The 18,706-nt window shown below is 62.3% G+C and carries 13 protein-coding genes and 1 pseudogene; 8 read left to right on the top strand and 6 right to left on the bottom strand.

The window, feature by feature from the left end; genetic code table 11:
• The 3 genes from A4G99_RS04665 to A4G99_RS04655 form a co-directional block, all read right to left on the bottom strand.
• Positions 1 to 807 (bottom strand): hypothetical protein, encoded by an 807-nt coding sequence (locus A4G99_RS04665; RefSeq protein WP_066140023.1) that lies wholly within the window; start codon positions 805 to 807, stop codon positions 1 to 3.
• Complete coding sequence (locus A4G99_RS04660; RefSeq protein WP_066140020.1) at positions 800 to 1,708, bottom strand: ABC transporter ATP-binding protein; 909 nt, start codon at positions 1,706 to 1,708, stop codon at positions 800 to 802. Before A4G99_RS04660 ends, A4G99_RS04665 begins: the two co-directional genes overlap by 8 nt.
• A gap of 88 nt (positions 1,709 to 1,796) precedes the next feature.
• Positions 1,797 to 2,594: a hypothetical protein gene (locus tag A4G99_RS04655; protein ID WP_066140018.1), complete on the bottom strand. Its 798-nt coding sequence runs from the start codon at positions 2,592 to 2,594 to the stop codon at positions 1,797 to 1,799.
• A gap of 178 nt (positions 2,595 to 2,772) precedes the next feature.
• Here A4G99_RS04655 and A4G99_RS04650 point away from each other — a divergent pair, with 178 nt between their 5' ends.
• From A4G99_RS04650 to argS, 4 genes are all read left to right on the top strand, one after another.
• Positions 2,773 to 4,713, top strand: coding sequence for a PQQ-binding-like beta-propeller repeat protein (locus A4G99_RS04650; RefSeq protein ID WP_066140015.1), 1,941 nt, complete (start codon positions 2,773 to 2,775; stop codon positions 4,711 to 4,713).
• Between the two features lie 79 nt (positions 4,714 to 4,792).
• Positions 4,793 to 6,667, top strand: coding sequence for a twin-arginine translocase subunit TatC (locus A4G99_RS04645; protein WP_223301719.1), 1,875 nt, complete (start codon positions 4,793 to 4,795; stop codon positions 6,665 to 6,667).
• 75 nt (positions 6,668 to 6,742) lie between these two features.
• Positions 6,743 to 7,090 (top strand): hypothetical protein, encoded by a 348-nt coding sequence (locus A4G99_RS04640; RefSeq protein WP_150123036.1) that lies wholly within the window; start codon positions 6,743 to 6,745, stop codon positions 7,088 to 7,090.
• Between the two features lie 74 nt (positions 7,091 to 7,164).
• On the top strand, positions 7,165 to 8,916 hold the full coding sequence (gene argS, locus A4G99_RS04635; RefSeq protein ID WP_066140009.1) for an arginine--tRNA ligase: 1,752 nt from the start codon (positions 7,165 to 7,167) through the stop codon (positions 8,914 to 8,916).
• A 1,000-nt stretch (positions 8,917 to 9,916) separates the two neighbouring features.
• Here argS and A4G99_RS26975 read toward each other — a convergent pair.
• Positions 9,917 to 10,663, bottom strand: a complete 747-nt coding sequence (locus A4G99_RS26975) for an AAA family ATPase (RefSeq protein WP_223301718.1) — start codon at positions 10,661 to 10,663, stop codon at positions 9,917 to 9,919.
• 238 nt (positions 10,664 to 10,901) lie between these two features.
• Here A4G99_RS26975 and A4G99_RS04625 point away from each other — a divergent pair, with 238 nt between their 5' ends.
• The 3 genes from A4G99_RS04625 to prf1 all read left to right on the top strand — a co-directional run bounded on the left by A4G99_RS04625 (position 10,902) and on the right by prf1 (position 13,622).
• Positions 10,902 to 11,696 carry a YqcI/YcgG family protein gene (locus tag A4G99_RS04625; RefSeq protein ID WP_066140005.1) on the top strand — a complete coding sequence of 265 codons (795 nt, stop codon included), beginning with the start codon at positions 10,902 to 10,904 and terminating at the stop codon, positions 11,694 to 11,696.
• Positions 11,693 to 12,295, top strand: a complete 603-nt coding sequence (locus A4G99_RS04620; protein WP_066140002.1) for a cysteine hydrolase family protein — start codon at positions 11,693 to 11,695, stop codon at positions 12,293 to 12,295. The genes A4G99_RS04625 and A4G99_RS04620 overlap by 4 nt, the downstream gene beginning before the upstream one ends.
• Positions 12,296 to 12,380: 85 nt before the next feature.
• Positions 12,381 to 13,622: a peptide chain release factor aRF-1 gene (gene prf1, locus A4G99_RS04615; protein WP_066139998.1), complete on the top strand. Its 1,242-nt coding sequence runs from the start codon at positions 12,381 to 12,383 to the stop codon at positions 13,620 to 13,622.
• A 57-nt stretch (positions 13,623 to 13,679) separates the two neighbouring features.
• On the opposite strand, the gene A4G99_RS04610 is transcribed toward prf1, so the two are convergent.
• Positions 13,680 to 14,480 (bottom strand): hypothetical protein, encoded by an 801-nt coding sequence (locus tag A4G99_RS04610; protein WP_066139995.1) that lies wholly within the window; start codon positions 14,478 to 14,480, stop codon positions 13,680 to 13,682.
• A gap of 137 nt (positions 14,481 to 14,617) precedes the next feature.
• Positions 14,618 to 15,025, bottom strand: a complete 408-nt coding sequence (locus A4G99_RS04605; protein WP_066139992.1) for a hypothetical protein — start codon at positions 15,023 to 15,025, stop codon at positions 14,618 to 14,620.
• Positions 15,026 to 15,184: 159 nt separating this feature from the next.
• Between A4G99_RS04605 and ileS the strand changes: the two are divergent.
• Positions 15,185 to 18,468: pseudogene (gene ileS, locus A4G99_RS04600) on the top strand (isoleucine--tRNA ligase).
• Positions 18,469 to 18,706 lie beyond the last annotated feature (238 nt).

Genomic DNA, 18,706 nt, shown 5'->3' with positions numbered 1-18,706 from the left:
TTACCCCGACAGCACCGTTTCGACGGCAAACCACGTATCGATGGCGACGGACGCGACGACCGTCCCGACGGCACAGAGTCCGAAGGTGGCGAGTGCGACCGTGAACAGGTCCACGTCGGGATAGAAACTCAGGACGAGCAGGGTACCGAGGGCGGGGGCGACGGCGACGACGTTCGTGACGTTCCGGACGTTGTTTATGAGCCGATCAGTTCCCGAGAAGAATGAGACGGCGACGGTGACGACGACGGCCCACAGCGTCGCTGGAATCGGGGTCAGAAACGAGACGTACGCGAGGTGATCGAACTGAGACGTTAACGAAACATCGAGGGAGACGAGGAGGGCGAGCGCACCGCCGAGACCGATGACCGCGAGGACGAACAACTGTGCGAGGGTCAAGAGTATCGACCCGGTGAGCAACCCGCGAAACACCTCGTCGGGTTCGTAGGGCGCGGCGAGGACGAGTTCGAACCGGCCGCTCTCGATCTCGCGCTGAGCGAATTTCCTCCCGACGCGAAGCCCCGTAACCGCGCCGAATATCGACAGCATGTACGGCCCTTGGATGAGCACCAACGCGAGTACGCTCGCATCGGCGTCATCGACGCCGACGAAGTAGCGACTGGCGGACAGTTGAATCGAGCGTTCCGTCGTGCCGGTCAACAAGTTCGGCGCGCGAGCGGCCAAGAGTGCGACCAGCAGGAAGAACGCGCCGTACCCGATCGGCGTGAGGAACATCCGTGCACCGAGGGAGCGATACTGCCGCCACAGAAACGCCTTGCTGAGGTGGATCGAGCGGTCGAAACTACGCACGTTCTTCGCCTCCAGTTACCGTCTCGAAGAACGTCTGGAGCGGCTCGCTCTCCGTCTCCACGTCGATTACCCCCACGCCTCGGTCGGCGAGCAGTTCGATGAGGCCCTCGATTGTCGTCTCGTCATCGAGTTCGAACTGGAGGTACTCCCCGTCTTGAACCGGTTCGTACGCCAACTCCCGGAGGATCGACGTTCCATCGTCGACGGTCAGCTTCACTCGAATTTCCCGAGTGCCATCCTCCCGATTCAGGATTTCGTCTTTCGACCCTGACGCGACGATTCCGCCGTCGTTCAGCAGGACGATGTCGTCGGCGAGTACCTTCGCCTCGTGGAGGTTGTGAGTGGTGTAGACGAGCGTTCGTTCGGAGTCCGCGAGCGTTCGAAGCAAGTCGAGCAGTTTCGACCTGATGGACGGGTCGAGACCCGTCGTCGGTTCGTCGAGGAAGACGAGCGACGGGTCGGCGAGCAATCCCCGGGCGAGTGCAATTCGCTGCGCCTGTCCCCGGCTTAACGCGCCACCGTCCGTTTCGAGCAGGTCACGAAAGCCGAGGGAGTCGGCCAGCGAGTCGATCCGGCCGGTCGCGTACTCGGTGTCGAGTTCGAGGACGCGGCCCCAGAATTCGAGGTTTTTCCGAACGGATAGGTTCGGCGTCAGCGACGGAACGTGTGGAATGTAGCCGACTTCGGACTTGATGTCAGGGTTCTCGTAGGGGTCGATACCGTCTATCGAGACGGAGCCTTGTTTCGGTTCGAGCACGCCCGCACCGACGCGGAACAGGGTGGTCTTCCCCGCTCCGTTCGGGCCTAAAATAGCGGTGCAACCGTCATCGGCCGCCAACGAGAGTCCGTTCAAGATTCGATGTCGTCCGTAGCCCGCGACGACATCGTCCAACCGTAACATGTTCGGAAATAATTATTCGTTGATACAATAACACTTCGGTCGAGAATAATCGGGCGTTCCCGAACCGAGAGAACGCGATTGGGCGTTTTCAGTGAACGCGGGACCGGAACTCGTGCACCACCGTATCGGGATGGACGGCCGACGAGAGGTCGGCCTCGTACACCATCGGCCATGGGAGGCCGCGGGCCACCCGCAACGTGTCGCCGTCGAGGCGAACGCCGCGGATTCGACGCCACGGGACGAAGCTTCCGCCGCCACGACCGTCCGAGGCGATGACGAGGCCGTCGTCGAGTGCGACGAGTTCGACGGTGTGGTTCCCGACCAGTGCAGCGCCGATGACCGCACCGATGAGCGATCCGACGACCGACCCCGAAAGGAAGTCGAGGGAGAACGTCCCGGGGAGTAGGAGATGGAGGACGAACATGCCGATGGCGGACGAGGCCATCGTGAGCGGCAGGTCGTACAGGCGTGATTTGACGCCGACGACGTTCCCCCGAATCGATTCAGTTTGGAGACGTATCGTGGCGTACCGTGACGAACAGGCCGCGAACGCGACGAACGCGACCATCCCGAAGAGGGACGCATGCAGGACGATTTCGCCGCTCGACGTACTCCCCGTGAGCGCTCGCGTGACGAGCAGGGCGACGAACGGGAGCACGCCGACGACGGCGAGTAACCAGTGCCGTCGGGCGACCACTGCCCGGTCGATCTCCGCCGCGAATTGCTCGACGGCGACCCACCCGAGGAGCGTGAACAGGATTCCGATTTCCACGGCGTTCGCCGGGGCGTCGGGCCACAACCACGGCAGGGAGAGGGCGATGGTCGATCCGATGAAGAGGCCGAGGACGGCGCTGAGGGACCGAAATCGAGGAGGGCGGAGATGCATGCGAAGTGGTTGATTTTCCAACTATATTATTGATTCGCTCCGTTCGGGCAAAGATGAAGCAATTTTCGGAGGAGGACAACACAAAATCGGGGAGATTACAGGAGCGATACGGTGAGTTGGGTGACGGGAGCACGTCGCATAAGAAAACATATTTGCATTCACCGACATTCTTCGGGAAATGGAGCGGCGGACAGCCACCAGACGTGAATTCATACGAAACACGGGAGTCTCCGTTCCGCTGTGGAACCTCTCGAATCCGGTTCGTTCGTACGCGCCGACAGCGAAGACGGTGTGGAGCGTCGGTTTCGGCGACCAGTACGTACGACTCACGAGAACGGTAGGCTGGGCGTTCTACGCACAAACGAAGAACGTCGTTCATGCCGTCGATATTTACGGGAACGAACGGTGGCGCTACGAAACGAAAGGAAACTTTCCGACCCTCTTTCCGACGGCCGACGTGGTGTATCTCGGTGACGGGGAGAACGTCTCGGCGCTCTCGGCGACGGACGGAAGCGAACGGTGGCACAGAAACGGCGGTAAACCGACCGGTCCGCTGTTGTCGACCTCGATCATCACGAGAGGGGAGACAATCGTCGCTCTCTCGCGAGGAGCGGGCGAAGAGAAGTGGTCAGTCACGCCGTCGAACGGTGAGTGGGTCTCCCTATCCGACGCCAGTGATGGGCACGTCTACGCCGGGACGGACGAAGGGAGCCTCGTCGCGATTTCCACGCGAAACGGCATCGTCGATTGGAACACTACCATTTCCGAGGGAAGGAGGATTCTGGCGCGTTCGTCCGCCGGTGGGGTCGTGTTCGCCACCGATTACGAAACGGGGCTCCTCCATGCGGTCGATGCTGATACTGGTAACAAACAGTGGTCGGTCCGCTCTAAGAGCCAGACGTACGATTTTCCCGGCGTAATCGGAGGGGACACGGTATATCTCACCGATGGAGGAACCCTCCGAGCACTGTTTGCGGCGAGCGGGACCGTGCTCTGGCACGCCGACATCGGCACGGACACCTACCGACGACTTCGTCTGGTCGGGAATACGCTGTACGTCGGGACGCACGAACGCCTGTTCGCGTTCTCGACCGATGACGGAAGCCACCGCTGGCAGTTTTCGACCGCCGACGACCACTACCACTTTCCGATAGGAACGACGCGGGATTCGCTCATCGTCTTCAGTAGGAAAGGGAGAGAAGAGGGGAGAGAGACCACCTACGCGCTTTCCCTCCGCGACGGCCACGTTCGGTGGCAGTACGACCACTCGACTCGGACGACAGGGAACCACCACATCTCCAATAAAACGGTGTACTTTAGCACCGTTTCCGGGGAGATACGAGCGATTACCGACCCCGGAAGGTCTCAGTTGTACGATACGCTCCGCACTGCCGTCTCTCCTCTCGGGTTGACGACCGGCGGACTCCTCGGTGCGGCGCTGTTCGGTGGCGGCTATCATCTGTATCGCAGGGACGACAACGAAGGCGAGTCGGCAACCGAACCCGCCGTTCCGACGTGGAACGGCTACGAACTCCGCGACCGACTGGACGACGAAACCCATCTCGCTCACACACCGAAGGGCGAGAGCGTTCTCCTCCGGCGATTCCACGACGCACCGGAAGACTTCGAACGGGCCGCGGAAGAGTGGGCGAGGATAGATTTCGACGGCGTACAGTTGGTTCACGACTGGGGTATCGACCCGGAGCCGTGGATCGCAGTGGAACGAGTCGAGGGACGAACGTTGGCGGAAGTCGGCGGCTCGTTCGATCAGCGAGATATCGTCTCCACGGTCGCTCGAACGGCGGAAATCGTCCATCGAGCGTCCAAGGAAGGAGTCGGACACGAGGACCTCACAGCCGGGAATATCGTGGTGGATTCGGACGTCACGGTCACGAATTGGAGATTTACCGGAACCGACGAATCGGAGGGCGTGAGCGACGAAGAGATCGTTTCTCGACTCGGAAACATTGCCGAGTCGCTACTGACCCGAAACGACGCAGAGATATCTGAACCGCTCGCGAACGTGCTCGAAACGGCGACTGCCTCGAACCCCGACGAGCGCTACGAGTCGGCGCTGGAATTCGCGGACATGCTTCGTTGGACGATGCGGAGCAACTGACGGCCCGTCCGGCGATTGCGAGCAAAGTTGATAGTTATGCGAGACGATAGTACGACTGGGACTGCGGGGGGAGATTTGCGTGGGGGCAACTGGATACAATCGACTGATGGGAGTGGCGGGTATCGCGCTTCGGCGGGTACGCTCGGAGCTACGGGTCGCGTTCGTCGTCTTCGTCGCCGGGTTTCTGACGACGTTCTACGCGCTTCGGTACTGGATATGGCCCGCACTGGAGCGGCGACTGCTGGAGTCGAAGGCGATAATCGTCGCGGTAACGCCGTTCGACGTCGTCCTCCTCCAGGGGAAACTCGGCCTCATCGTGGGGGGGCTACTCGCGGCGCTGTTCGTCGTCTATCGGACCCGCCACAGTGAGCGTGGGGAATCGGTTCCTCTACCGGGTACGAGGCGAACCCGAATTCTCGTGGGCGCGTTGGCAGTGGTTTTGTTCCTCGGGGGTGTGGCCTACGCCTACCTCGTTTTCCTCCCGTTGCTGTTCGATTTCCTCGTGAACAACGCGATTCAGGCCGGGTTTCAGCCGACATACTCCATCGTGGATTGGACGCAGTTCGTCCTCCTGTTGACGGTTGTGTTGGGACTGACGGCCGAGCTGCCGCTGATCATGGGTGGGTTGGTGTACGCCGATATCGTCTCCTACGACCTGCTGCGGAACCGCTGGCGGTACGCGGTCTTCGGCATCGTCGTTCTCAGTTCGATGGTGAACGGGTCGCCCGACCCGTTTTCCATGTCGCTCGTGGCGATTCCGATGACGACGTTGTACTTCGTCGGGGTTGGCTGTGCGCGGCTAGTTACGAAAAGAACGGGAAACCGGAGCGGCGACTTCGGCCGTCCCGTGGAACTCGACCTCGGGGGACTCGACGCCGCTGGGATTCGCGCCGCGCCAGCCGAAGCCTTCGAATCGCTCACCGAACACGAAGCGCTGAAATTAGCGGACGACGCCCTCGATGAGGGAGACCACGAGCGAGCGGCGGCCATCCTCGACCGGTTCGACGGGAAGGATGCGGGAAGCGTGGAATCGTCCGACGACGAATCGGCTAGCGACGGAGAATCCGCTGGCGACGAAGTGAGTACCGAGGGGACGAGCGACGAGAAGGATGGGCTGACTACAGCAGTCGAGGGGACCGCATCCCGGATGGCGTCGGTGTTCGCCGAGGACGGGACGACCGAGGAGGACATCGGCGGCTACTACTACGATATCAGGTTCATCCTCGGGAGTCTGCGGAGTAAATCGTTCCACGTCGCGGCGGTGTTCATGGCCGTCGTCGGACTGACGTTCACGTTCCTCTACGGGGGCGGTATCGGCGCCATAAAGCGTGATTTCCTGACGCGGCTTCCGGCCGGTGTGAACCCGGAAGCGTTGCGTATCGTCCTCCTGCATCCGGTCGAGGCGCTCGCGTTCGAGATGAAGGTGAGCTTCATCGCCGGGGCGCTCGCGGTGCTCCCGATGGTGCTGTACTACGCGTGGCCCGCGGTCGAATCCCGGTTCGAGGCTCGCGCCGACCGCGACGTGTTTCTGCTGTGGGGGGCCGCGTTGGCGGTGGGATTCCTCGGCGGAAGTCTCGTCGGCTACGGGTACGTCGCGCCGGTGGTCATCTCCTACCTCGTCGCGGACGCACACGCGGCGGACATGATAATCGCCTACCGAACGGGCGCGTTCTTCTGGCTCGTGTTCGCGCTGACCGCGGGCGTCGGCCTGCTGGCCGAAATTCCGGTGACGATGCTGTTGTTCCATCACGGAAACGTCGTCCCCTACCGGACGATGCGGAGGCGGTGGCGGGAGGTCACCATCGGCGTGCTGGTCCTCACGGCCATGCTTCCGGGTGGGCTACTGTTGATGCTGTTCATCGGTCTGGCGATCATGGTCGCGTACGGCGTCGGGTTGACCGTGCTGTGGCTGAATTCACTCGGTAGCCGGTTGATGCGTGTCGTGACGACGTGAAGACGGCGTACGTGTTCGTTTCATGTTGCGAACACATTTGTACGATGGACTCGTTGGGGATGATAAATGGTTCCGATGGGCAATTATCCACCGGCGGTCACGGCGGTACTGTTCTCGGTACTCGTCGGAATCGTCGGTACGTTTCACGCGACGAGGACGACCAATGGGTCGGTACGAGGATTGTTGGTCGTGTGGGTCGCGTATTTCATGCTGACGGTGCTGCCGACGTATCTGCTGTTGCGATTCGGCCTCTTTCTGCCGACGATAGCGCTGGTCGTGATCGTCGCTGAGGCGTTGATACGGGGAGACGACGGAACGGAAGTCGAGGGGTTCTACCCGGGATTCATCGTCATTACTCCCGTCATTCTCCTGTTGCTCTGCCTTTTCGCGGGTATCGAGATCGTCCTTCGTAGTTTGGTGTGAGCCGAAATCGACGATAGGTCGTCGGACCTACGAAGACAGAAACCCATTTACTGGCCCACCAGAAACGAACGGGTATGTTCCTGACGTTCAGGGAAGAAGTCGAGGACGCCCTTCTCGCGGCACTCTCTAGCCTCGACCTTCCGACTGACGACCTCGGAATCGAGACACCCCCGGAGGGTGTGGACGCCGTCCTCGCTTCGAGCGCGGCGTTCCGACTCGCCGGAGAGGTCGGCGCACCGCCACCGAAAATCGCGGCCGACATCGCGGACGAAATCGACGTCGACGGCTACGACCACATCGCTGCCGCCGTCGGTCAAGGACCGTACGTCAACTTCCTGCCGAGCCGAGCCTACTACGACGAGACGGTCGAGACGGCACAGGACGACGAGTACGGTCGCCTCGAACCGACCGGCGAGAGCGTCGTGGTCGAGCACACCAGCGCCAACCCGACCGGTCCGGTGCACGTCGGCCGCGCGCGCAACCCGATCACCGGGGACGCCATCGCCCGAATTCTGGATTTCGCGGGCAACGACGTGGACCGGCACTACTACGTCAACGACGCGGGCCGCCAGATCGCGGTGTTCACGTGGGCCTACGAGACGTTCGACGAGGAGGACCTGCCGAGCCCCGAGCGCGAGCGCGCCGACTACGACCTCGTGCGCTACTACCGCAAGGGCAACGCCTACCTCGAAGAGGCGGACCCGGGGGACGTCGACGAAGCCGAAACGGAGATCGCGTCGATTTTGCAGGGTCTCGAAGAGCACGACGAGGCGACGTACGAGCGCATCAGCGAAGTGGTCGATACCGTCCTCTCGGGAATGTGCGTCACGCTGGATCGCCTTCCCGCCGAGTTCGACGAGTTCGTCAAGGAAACGCGGTTCATGTTCGACGGGAGCACCGACGACGTGGTATCCCGTCTGAAGGAGACGGAACACGCCGTCTACGAGAACGAGGCGTGGCAACTCGACCTCTCCGAGTTCGGCTTCGAGAAGAACCTCGTCTTCCTGCGCTCGGACGGGACCAGCCTCTACACGACCCGCGACCTGGCCCACCACGAGTGGAAACTCGACAACTACGACCGCGCCGTGACGGTCGTCGGGGAGGACCACAAGCTACAGGCCGATCAACTCGCCCAAGCGCTCGAAATCCTCGGCAACGACACCGACAAACTGACCACGTTCCACTTCTCGTGGGTCAACCTCCCCGAGGGTGGGATGAGCACCAGGAAAGGAACCGGCGTCGATATGGACGACCTGCTCGACGAGGCAGAGAAACGCGCCCGCGAGGAAGTAGAGAATCGCATGGACGACCGCATCCGCGACGACGACCTCACCCAAGCCGACATCGACCGCATCGCCCGACAGGTCGGCATCGGCGCGGTTCGCTACGACATCATCTCGAAACAACCCACGAAGACCATCACGTTCGAATGGGAGCGCGCCTTGGACTTCGAAGCCCAGAGCGCCCCGTACGTCCAGTACGTCCACGCGCGCTGTTGCGGGATCATCGACGAGGCTGGAGGCGAAATTCCAGCGGAAATCGACCCGTCCATCCTCGATTCGGAGTCTGAGGAAGAACTCATCGAGGTCATCGCGCGCTTCCCGCACGTCATCGAGGAGGCCGCCGAGGACCTGGAACCCCACGCCGTCGCCACCTACACCCGCGAGTTCGCGGAGACGTTCAACACGTTCTACCGGGAATGCCCGGTCCTGACGGCCGAGGACGAGAACGTTCGGGACGCCCGTCTCGCACTCGTCGCCGCCGCGAGGCACACCATCGCGAACGCGCTGGGCGTCATCGGCATCGAAGCGCCGGAGTCGATGTAACTCCCGTCGCGTTCGCTCGCGGGACTCCCGGGGAGTAGCCGCTCGAAATCGCGTCACACCACTTTTTGCGGTCGATAGTCGAAAACGGTCCATCCGCTCGCGGTGAGAAAACCACGTGCCCGTTTACCGGAACAGCGAACCGATTCGGCCGAACAGTCCGTCCGTTTCCTCGTCACCATCCACGTCATCGTCACCATCCACGTCGTCGTTCGGATCCGGACGGACGGGGTCGTCCTGAAACGGGACGGCCTCTATTTCGTCCGCATCGTTCCGCTCCTCGGGTTCGGCTTCGACGATTTCGTCGGGAAGGTCGGTCGGCGTTTCCGTGTCGGGTGTCGTGGTCGATTCCGACGTATCACCGACATCGGAGAGAACGGTGTCGAACTCGTCCGTATCGTCCGCTTCAGCTACGGACTCACTTGGCGGTGTCGCGGTATCGACGGCCTGCTCGGGAGCGGCGGCGTCGTCCGTCGGGATATCAGCGTCGTCCGTCGAGAGATCAGCGTCGTCCGTCGGAATATCGGAGGTGGCGGCACTCTCCACGGATTCCGGCACGTCTTCGAGCGGGGCCGCTTCCGCGCTCGGTTCGGAACCGTCCGCGTCGCCGGTTTTGATGACCTTTCGGTCGATGAGGTCGTGGACTGGGTCGGGGTCCGACGCGGAATCGGATTCCGTTTCGGCGTCCTCGGTCGGTTGGTCCGAAGGTACCGAGTCGGACGGTGGGTCGGTAGGCTCGAATACAGCATCGGCGGGGTCGGACGGCGAATCGGTAGGCTCGGAAGGGGCATTGGCAGATTCGAACGCATCGGCGGCTTCGAGATCGAGCGGTCGCTCATCGGGACTGGGGGACGCGTCCGGCTTCTCGGAGGGGGTATCGTCGGTCGCTTCGGGGGTCGGCTTGGGCTCCGTAACTGGCGGTTCTTCGGGGGCACTGGCCCCGAGTTCGAATTCGGCGTCGGCGAGCGAGGGAGAGGGTGGGGAATCGGAGACAGGGGCGGAGTTAGATCGTGAGGTGGGTTCGCCGGACAGTTCGGGGGTGTCCGTCGCGGCGGTGGACGATGTCCGCGAGTTCCCGGTAGGCCTTCGCGGACGGACTGTTCGGCGAGAAGACGGCGAGCGGTCGTCCGGCGTCGAGACCCATCGGGACGGTTTCGTCGTCCGGGACGACGGTGAGAACGTCGTTATCGAGCGTCCCCTCGACGTTGTCGGCGTTGAGGACGTCGTTGCCGCGCTGGGTGAGCACCGCGCCGCGAACCGATCCATCGACGCGGGCCGTGAGTTCGGCCGTTTTGGCCGTATCGCGCACTGCGGCGACGTCCGGAGTGGTGACGAGCAGCACGTCGTCCGCGAGCGAGAGCGGGAGGATGGTGTCGTAGCTGATACCGGCACCCGTGTCGAGGAGGACGTACTCGTACTGTTCGCGTAGGTCGGCGACGACCTGCTGAAGTCCCGCCGTCTGTGACTGTGCGAACGTGTAGATGTCGGTACTGCTCGGAACGACGTCGATCTCGCCGGGGGCGTTGTAGATCGCGTCTTCGATGCCAGCATCGCCCGAAAGCACCTCGTGGAGCGTCGCGCCGTCGATCTCGAAATCGAGGTAGCCGCCGACGTTCGCCATTCCGAGGTCGGTGTCCACGACGACGACCGAATACTCCGCCGACGCGAGCATCGCTCCGAGGTTGATCGCGGTCGTCGTCTTTCCCACACCTCCCTTGCCGCTTGCAACCGCCAATACTGTCCCAGTCATGGTCGTTATGTCAAACCGAACAACAGCACGTACATAAACCTAGTCCGTTGTTTAGCCCGAACCCTAGAATAAACAACACGAAGGAGTTTGTACTGACGTGGGACGTATCCGGAGCAAGAACTCCATCCGCCGTGGCTTGGGTGACTCGTGTGTCGTAATTGTCCTGAATTCGACATTCGAATCCCACGACGAACGGCAGGTCAAAACGCATAGTACGATTCGCTCCCAAAGGGCCTCCATGAACGAACCGGGTATCGACGTGCTGGTGGATCAATCCACCATCCAGCACCGCGTGGACTCGGGTGCGGTACCGGACTGGGCCGCCGCACACTACGAGAGCTTTCGAAACGGTCTGTTGGGGGAGCGGAACGGGACGCCGTTCCCGTGCTACTTCGGCATCGAGACCGAACAGCAGGGCGACGCGCTGTACACGTTCTGCCCGTCGATGACCGACAAGGACGCGCTCCTCTCGCTCGGTGGAACCATCGCGGAGTATCACGAGATATACGAAGACTACAGCAAGCGTGCGCCACTGACGGTGTTCTTCAAGCCGCCGGAGGAGCAACTCCCGGAGGCAGGCTACCACGAATCCATGTGGCACATCCTGCAGTTCCTCCACATTCACGACCCGGAACCGTGGCCGGAGGAAATCCCGACTGACCCGGAGGACAACGAGTGGGAGTTCTGTTTCAACGGGGAACCGATGTTCCCGACCTGTCGCGCGCCGTTCTACGAGGACAGAAAGAGCCGTTACTGCCCGGTCGGATTGGAGATAACGTTCCAACCGCGGTCCCTGTTCGACGGCGTAACGGCCGACACGGAGAAGGGACGGCGAGCACGGGAGATCATCCAGGAACGGATGGAGAGCTACGACGGCGTCTGCCCGCACGCGCAACTCGGTGACTGGGGCGTCGAAGGCGACCACGAGTGGCCCCAGTACCTCTTCTCGCAGGACGAAGCGCAGGCACCGGACGAATGCCCGATTCGGACGACACGCGAACACCCGAAAAGCAGGATACTCATCGACGCATGACCACTGAACACGAACCCGAAACTGAACCCGAACCAGAACTCGAACTCCCGGACGACGCCGTCTTGCTCACCATCGACTTCCAGCAGGGGTTTTCCGCCCCCGTGTGGGGCGAGCGCAACAATCCCGACGCGGAGCAAAAAGCAGCAAAACTGCTCACCGCGTGGCGGCGCACCGACCGCCCCGTCGTCCACGTTCGACATAACTCGACTGAGGAGGGTTCGCCGCTTCAGGGCGACTCCGAGGGATTCGAATTCATCCCGGAACTGGCACCAGTGGACGACGAACCGGTCTTCGAAAAACGCGTCAACAGCGGGTTCATCGGCACGGAACTGGAGTCGTGGCTCCGCGAAGGCGGGTACGAAACCGTCGTTGTCGTCGGTCTGACGACCGACCACTGCGTTTCGACCACGACGCGAATGGCGGACAATCTTGGCTTTCAACCGTTCCTCGTCTCGGATGCGACGGCGACATTCGACCGTGTGGCACCCGACGGTACCGAGATTTCCGCCGAAACGAATCACCGAGTCGCGCTCGCGCAACTCGCTGGCGAGTTCGCAACCGTCGTGGACACCGACGACCTGCTGGCGGCAGTCTCCTGAGAGTCAAAGCGGGGACGAAATCGCGGTAGCACGCCGCAAGCGAGGTCAAAGCTTACTTACCAGTTGGAGCGGCTAGAAGGGAGTAATGAGCCAGCAGGAAGGAGAACAGTCCGACAGGAAAAAGTACGAGTTCCAGAAGGTCATCGAGGACTTGAAACAGTACGAAGGCTCGGGGACCCAACTCGTCACTATCTACATTCCGGAGGACAAGCAGGTCAGCGACGTGGTCGCGCACGTCACCCAGGAGCACAGCGAAGCGAGCAACATCAAATCGAAGCAGACACGAACCAACGTTCAGGACGCACTCACGTCCATCAAGGACCGACTGCGCTACTACGACACCTTCCCACCGGACCGCGGAATCGTCATGTTCAGCGGTGCCATCGACACCGGCGGCGGCCAGACCGACATGGTCACGAAGGTGCTCGAAAGCCCGCCGGACCCCGTCGAGTCGTTCCGCTACCACTGTGACTCCCAGTTCCTCACGGAACCGTTGGAGGAGATGCTCGGCGACAAGGGCCTGTACGGCCTCATCGTTCTCGACCGACGCGAGGCGAACGTCGGGTGGCTGAAAGGGAAGCGCGTCGAACCGGTCAAGTCAGCGTCGTCGCTCGTCCCCGGCAAGCAGCGCAAAGGTGGTCAGTCCGCCCAGCGTTTCCACCGACTGCGCCTCGAAGCCATCGACAACTTCTATCAGGAGGTCGCGGGGATGGCCGACGACCTATTCGTCCCGAAGCGACACGAGATAGACGGTGTTCTCGTCGGCGGTCCGTCGCCGACGAAGGACGAGTTCCTCGACGGTGACTACCTCCACCACGAACTCGACCAGAAGGTGCTCGGAAAGTTCGACGTCTCCTACACGGACGAATCCGGACTGTACGACCTCGTCGATGCCGCACAGGAAGTGTTGGCCGACGCGGAGGTAATGAAGGACAAAAAGGAGATGGAGGAGTTCTTCCGCGAACTCCACGAGGGCGACCTCGCGACCTACGGGTTCGAGCCGACGCGCAAGAACCTCGTGATGGGGTCGGTGGACCGCCTGCTCCTCTCCGAGGACCTCCGCAAGGACGTCGCCGTCTTCGAGTGTGGCGACCAGGAGGAGTACGAGTTCATCGACCGCCGAAAACAGGACCCGAGCCACACCTGCGAGGACGGGACCGAGGCCGAGATGACCGAACGCGAGGACGCCATCGAGTACCTGATGAACATCGCCGAACAGCGCGGCACCGAGACGAAGTTCATCAGCACGGACTTCGAAAAGGGAGAACAACTGCTGAACGCCTTCGGCGGCGTCGCTGGCATCCTTCGGTACTCCACCGGCGTGTAAGCCGGACTGCTTCCTGTTCTCTCTGTCTCCTATTTCTCTCTGTATCCCGTTCTCCTTTCATTCGCGTTTCGGCATCGTCGAGTAGTGCGACGTGGCGTCGATATCCGGACGGTCGTCCGGCATCGTGGAGTACGAGAACGTGACCTGCATGTCCGGACGATTTCCGGGGGAAGAGCTGCTGTCGCCGCGGTTAGACCCTTCGCCGGAACCCAACTCGCTCTCGGCGATTTGCCCTTTCAATCGCTCGCGGGCGGTCTCGATCTGTTCGCGGAACTCCTCGGCGTTCTCCTGCAGTTCGGACTGGAGTTTCCCTTCGGTCGCCTCCGACGCGATTTCGGCCGTGTCGCCGTCCATCTCGCCGAGTCCGTCGTTGTCGCCGTTTTCGCCGTCGTCGTTCGAATCATCACCGGAGAGGACGCCGATGGCGTCGGCCAGTTCCGTTCCCTCCTTCCAGAGGTTCTGCATCTCGTCGGAACTCCAGAACTCGCGGAAGTTGACGGCTTTCACGAGTTCCTTCGCGTCGATGGCCGCCATCGGGTCGCCGCCCTCGACGGCGTCCGGGACGTCTTCGAACTCGATGGCGTCGGGCAATTTGCCGACATCGACGGTGTTGCCGAACGACTCGGCGTCGAACCCGGCGAGCACGTCCTCGGCTTCGTCGATGACGGTCCAGAGGTTCTCGGCGGCTATGGTCACGTCCTCGAACGATTCGGCGGACGAGAAGGCGTCTTGAAGCCGCTCCAGTGCTGTTTCGAGGCGGGTCGAAAGTCGCGTTCGTTCGTCGGAAGACTCGCCGTTGAAATCGGTGAGGGACTTTTCGAGTCGGTCCGAGAGGTCGTCGAATTGGACGGTTGACATGGTGGATGGGGTGTGGGCGGCACGGAGTGCCTGACTACGGGTTCCGACGTGAAGAGGGATAAGCAGAGTCGCTAGTAACGATACCCTGTACCGTAGAGTGGAAGGTCTCGAAATCCGCTACTCGACGGTCGGTCGCTTCACGCGACCTCCGGAAGCCGTTCGTATCGGCGTCGGTAAACGAGGAGATACGTGATCAGAAGGAGAATCACGAAGTAGATAGGCGTGTAGAGAACCTGCGTGAACGGGTCGGGCGGTCCGAATGCAAACCCGAGACCCATCGCGCCGATGTAGCTGATGGTGAAGATACCCGCGAGACCCTGCCGTCGCGTCGGTGGATATCGTCGCTCGTGCGACGGGCGAACGACGAGGAAGTAGTAGAGGGCGACAGGCCAGACTATCGGTCCCAAAATTGTCCAATAAAGCGGAGATGAACTCCCGCGGGCGGTCGCATCCCATCGTAGCCAGTAGAAGAACGACACCAATCCAAAGAGAATTATCAGTAGGAGAGGGACGGCGGTGAGAGAGACGATTTCGAAGAGAAGCATGATGATAGATTCGAGTTGGAGTACAAGTATTTTCTGTGCCTATTCACGATGGCGAGCGCGCCGCCGTCTGGCACCTGCTCGAAATCCCCTCCGGACGGGTCGTACTGTCTCGACTGCATAACCGAACCCACTTTATTGTCGGGAGCACTCACATCGCACATGAGCAGGTTCGCCGAAGTAGACGACCAGTACGAACCGCACTCGGTGGAGGACCGGGTGTTCGAGTACTGGGACGACGTGAACGCCTACGAGAAGACGAAGCAGGCGCGGGAGGGCGCGGAGCGATTTTTCTTCGTCGACGGTCCGCCGTACACCTCCGGCGCGGCGCACATGGGGACGACGTGGAACAAGTCGCTGAAGGACACCTACATCCGCTACAAACGGATGTGCGGCTACGACGTCACCGACCGGCCGGGCTACGACATGCACGGCCTGCCCATCGAGACGAAAGTCGAGGAGCGACTGGGCTTCGAGAACAAGAAGGACATCGAGGAGTTCGGGATGGAGAACTTCATCGAGGAGTGCAAGGAGTTCGCCAACGACCAACTCGACGCGATGGACGAGGACTTCAAGTCCTTCGGCGTCTGGATGGACTGGGACAACCCGTACAAGACGCTGAGTCCCGAGTACATGGAAGCCGCGTGGTGGGGCTTCCAGCGCGCTCACGAACGCGGCCTCGTGGAGCAGGGGATGCGCTCCATCAGCCAGTGTCCGCGCTGTGAGACGGCCATCGCCAACAACGAAGTCGAGTACGAGGACGTCGACGACCCGTCGATATACGTCAAGTTCCCCCTGAAGGACCGAGAGGGAAGCCTCGTCGCGTGGACGACGACGCCGTGGACCGTCCCGGCGAACACGTTCGTCGCCGTCGATGCCGACGGAGAGTACGCCGAAGTTCGAGCGACGAAGGACGGTGAGACCGAGACGCTGTACGTCGGCGAACCGAAGGTCGAGGAAGTCCTGAAGGAAGGTCGCTACGACGACTACGAGGTCGTTGACGAACTGACCGGCGACGAACTGGTCGGCTGGGAGTACGACCACCCGCTCGACGACGAGGTGCCGGACCACCCGAGCGGCGAAGGGACGCTTCGAGTGTACGAAGCCGACTACGTCGAAGTGGACGGGGACGGTACCGGACTCGTCCACTCCGCGCCCGGCCACGGTGAGGAGGACTTCAACCGAGGCCAGGAACTCGGCCTCGACATCTTCTGTCCCGTCGGCGGCGACGGCACGTACGGCCCGGAGGCTGGCAAGTACGAGGGACAGTTCGTCAAGGACGCCGACGAGGATATCATGGCCGACCTCGAAGCCAGCGGCCACCTGCTCGCGTCCGGGACAGTCCACCACAGCTACGGTCACTGCTGGCGGTGTGATACGGGCATCCTGCAGATCGTCACCGACCAGTGGTTCATCACGGTGACGGACATCAAGGAGGAACTGCTCGACAACATCGACGACAGCGAGTGGCATCCGCAGGAAGCCCGCGACGAGCGCTTCCGCAACTTCGTGGAGAACTCGCCGGACTGGAACGTCTCGCGCCAGCGCTACTGGGGCGTGCCGATACCGATCTGGACGCCGGACGCGGACCTGTCCGCGAACGGAAGCGGCGAAGCCGCGGACGGATGGGACGGGAACATGAACGACGTGGTCGTCGTCGGCACCCGCGAGGAACTCGCCGAAGCCGTCGATCAAGACGTGGACCCCGAAGACGTTGACCTGCACCGACCGACGGTGGACGACCTGACCATCACGAAGGACGGGACGACGTACACCCGCGTTCCGGACGTGTTCGACGTGTGGCTGGACTCCTCCGTGGCGTCGTGGGGCACGCTCGACTACCCGAGCAACCCGGACGACTTCGAGGAACTGTGGCCCGCGGACCTCATCATGGAGGCCCACGACCAGACGCGTGGCTGGTTCTGGTCGCAACTCGGCATGGGCACCGCCGCACTGGACGAAGTGCCGTACGACGAGGTGCTGATGCACGGGTGGGCGCTCGCCGAGGACGGCCGCAAGATGTCCAAATCCATCGGGAACATCGTTTCCCCCGAGGAGGCAATCGAGCGCCACGGCGCGGACCCGATGCGCCTGTTCCTGCTCTCGCAGAATCCGCAGGGCGAGGACATGCGCTTCTCGTGGGACGAGATGCAGAACATGCAACGGAGCCTGAACATCCTCTGGAACGTGTTCCGGTTCCCGCTGCCGTACATGCGACTGGACGACTTCGACCCGAGCGAGGTCGACGTGCAGGACGCCGAAACGGAACTCGTGGACGAGTGGCTTCTGTCCCGGTTACAGACCGTCACAGCGGAGATGACCGAGGACTGGGACGACTTCCGACAGGACCAGGCGCTCCGCACGCTGCTGGACTTCGTGGTCGAGGACGTCTCGCGGTTCTACATCCAGGTCGTTCGAGAGCGCATGTGGGACGAGGCCGACAGCGCGAGCAAGCAGGCCGCATACGCGACGTTCTACCACGTCCTGAAGGAACTGGTCGCCCTGCTCGCCCCGTTCGCCCCGTTCATCAGCGAGGACATCTATCAGAACCTCACCGACGACGAGGGCGAAGAGAGCGTCCACATGCTCGACTGGCCCGAGGTGGACGAGTTCTGGCAGGACGAGCAGTTGGAGGAGGACGTGGCCGTCCTCCGCTCCGTCGAGGAAGCGGGCGCGAACGCCCGTCAGCAGGCCGAACGGAAACTCCGCTGGCCCGTCTCACGAATCGTCGTGGACGCGCGGGACGAGTCGGTCGTCCACGCCGTCGAGAACCACGGCGACCTGCTCGCCGACCGCCTGAACGCCCGCGAAGTCGAGTTGGTCTCGCCCGACGAGGGGTGGGGCGAACTCGCCTACAGCGCACAGGCCGACATGAGCGTGCTCGGTCCCGCCTTCGGCGCGACGCCGGACAGGTCATGAACGCGCTCAACGAGGCGCGCGTCACGGAACCCGACCTCTCCGCGCTCGAATCCGCCGTGGAGGACGCGCTGGGCGAGCGCGAGGCGCAACGCGCCTCGGACGGTGCGAGCGGTGACGAACCGCGAGCAGTGGAACTGGACGACGAGATGGTCGAATTCGTCACGAAGACGCCCGACGACGTGTCCGGCGCGTCGTTCGACGTCGAGGGTACGGAACTCGGCGTCGTCTACGTCGATACCGCGCTCACGGAGGACATCGAGAGCGAGGGCTACGCCCGTGAAGTCATCCGCCGCGTGCAGGAGATGCGAAAGGAACTCGATCTGGACATCGAGGAAGCGATCAACCTCGAACTCGACGTGCGCGACGACCGCGTGGCCGAGTTGGTCGAGCGCCACATGGACCTCGTGAAGGACGAGGTTCGCGCCGAGAGCGTCGGCACGGTCGAGGACGGCCACCGAAAGACGTGGGACGTCGAAGGCGTCGAGATGGAAATCGCCATTGCGCCGCTGGCCGAAGCGGAAGTGTAGGAAACCGGCCGCGAACGACGAGGCGTTCCGCGCCTCGAAACGCGAGTGGGCGCGAGTGCGACCGTCAGGGAGCACGACGCGCTTTTGGTCCAGATTTTGCCAGCGACCGAGCGGATGCGAGGGAGTGCAGCAAAAGGTGGATTGCAATCGCGCCGTTGGCCGAAGCGGAAGTGTAGAGCGATCACGAGGATCTGGTTCGCCACTCCAGAACTGTTTTTGTCCGAAACGGAACCGTCGG

This window comes from Haladaptatus sp. R4, from assembly GCF_001625445.1.
Classification (GTDB): domain Archaea; phylum Halobacteriota; class Halobacteria; order Halobacteriales; family Haladaptataceae; genus Haladaptatus.
The sequence above is the reverse complement of the archived record's forward strand: the minus strand, read 5'-3'. Positions and strand labels throughout refer to the sequence as shown.

Bases quoted from the DNA above. Each gene is read 5' to 3' on its own strand.
- A4G99_RS04660 (WP_066140020.1), bottom strand. From the start codon at position 1,708: ATGTTACGGTTGGACGATGTCGTCGCGGGCTACGGACGACATCGAATC.
- A4G99_RS04655 (WP_066140018.1), bottom strand. From the start codon at position 2,594: ATGCATCTCCGCCCTCCTCGATTTCGGTCCCTCAGCGCCGTCCTCGGC.
- prf1 (WP_066139998.1), top strand. From the start codon at position 12,381: ATGAGCCAGCAGGAAGGAGAACAGTCCGACAGGAAAAAGTACGAGTTC.
- A4G99_RS04625 (WP_066140005.1), top strand. From the start codon at position 10,902: ATGAACGAACCGGGTATCGACGTGCTGGTGGATCAATCCACCATCCAG.
- A4G99_RS04610 (WP_066139995.1), bottom strand. From the start codon at position 14,480: ATGTCAACCGTCCAATTCGACGACCTCTCGGACCGACTCGAAAAGTCC.
- A4G99_RS26975 (WP_223301718.1), bottom strand. From the start codon at position 10,663: ATGACTGGGACAGTATTGGCGGTTGCAAGCGGCAAGGGAGGTGTGGGA.
- A4G99_RS04620 (WP_066140002.1), top strand. From the start codon at position 11,693: ATGACCACTGAACACGAACCCGAAACTGAACCCGAACCAGAACTCGAA.
- A4G99_RS04605 (WP_066139992.1), bottom strand. From the start codon at position 15,025: ATGCTTCTCTTCGAAATCGTCTCTCTCACCGCCGTCCCTCTCCTACTG.
- argS (WP_066140009.1), top strand. From the start codon at position 7,165: ATGTTCCTGACGTTCAGGGAAGAAGTCGAGGACGCCCTTCTCGCGGCA.
- A4G99_RS04650 (WP_066140015.1), top strand. From the start codon at position 2,773: ATGGAGCGGCGGACAGCCACCAGACGTGAATTCATACGAAACACGGGA.
- A4G99_RS04640 (WP_150123036.1), top strand. From the start codon at position 6,743: ATGGGCAATTATCCACCGGCGGTCACGGCGGTACTGTTCTCGGTACTC.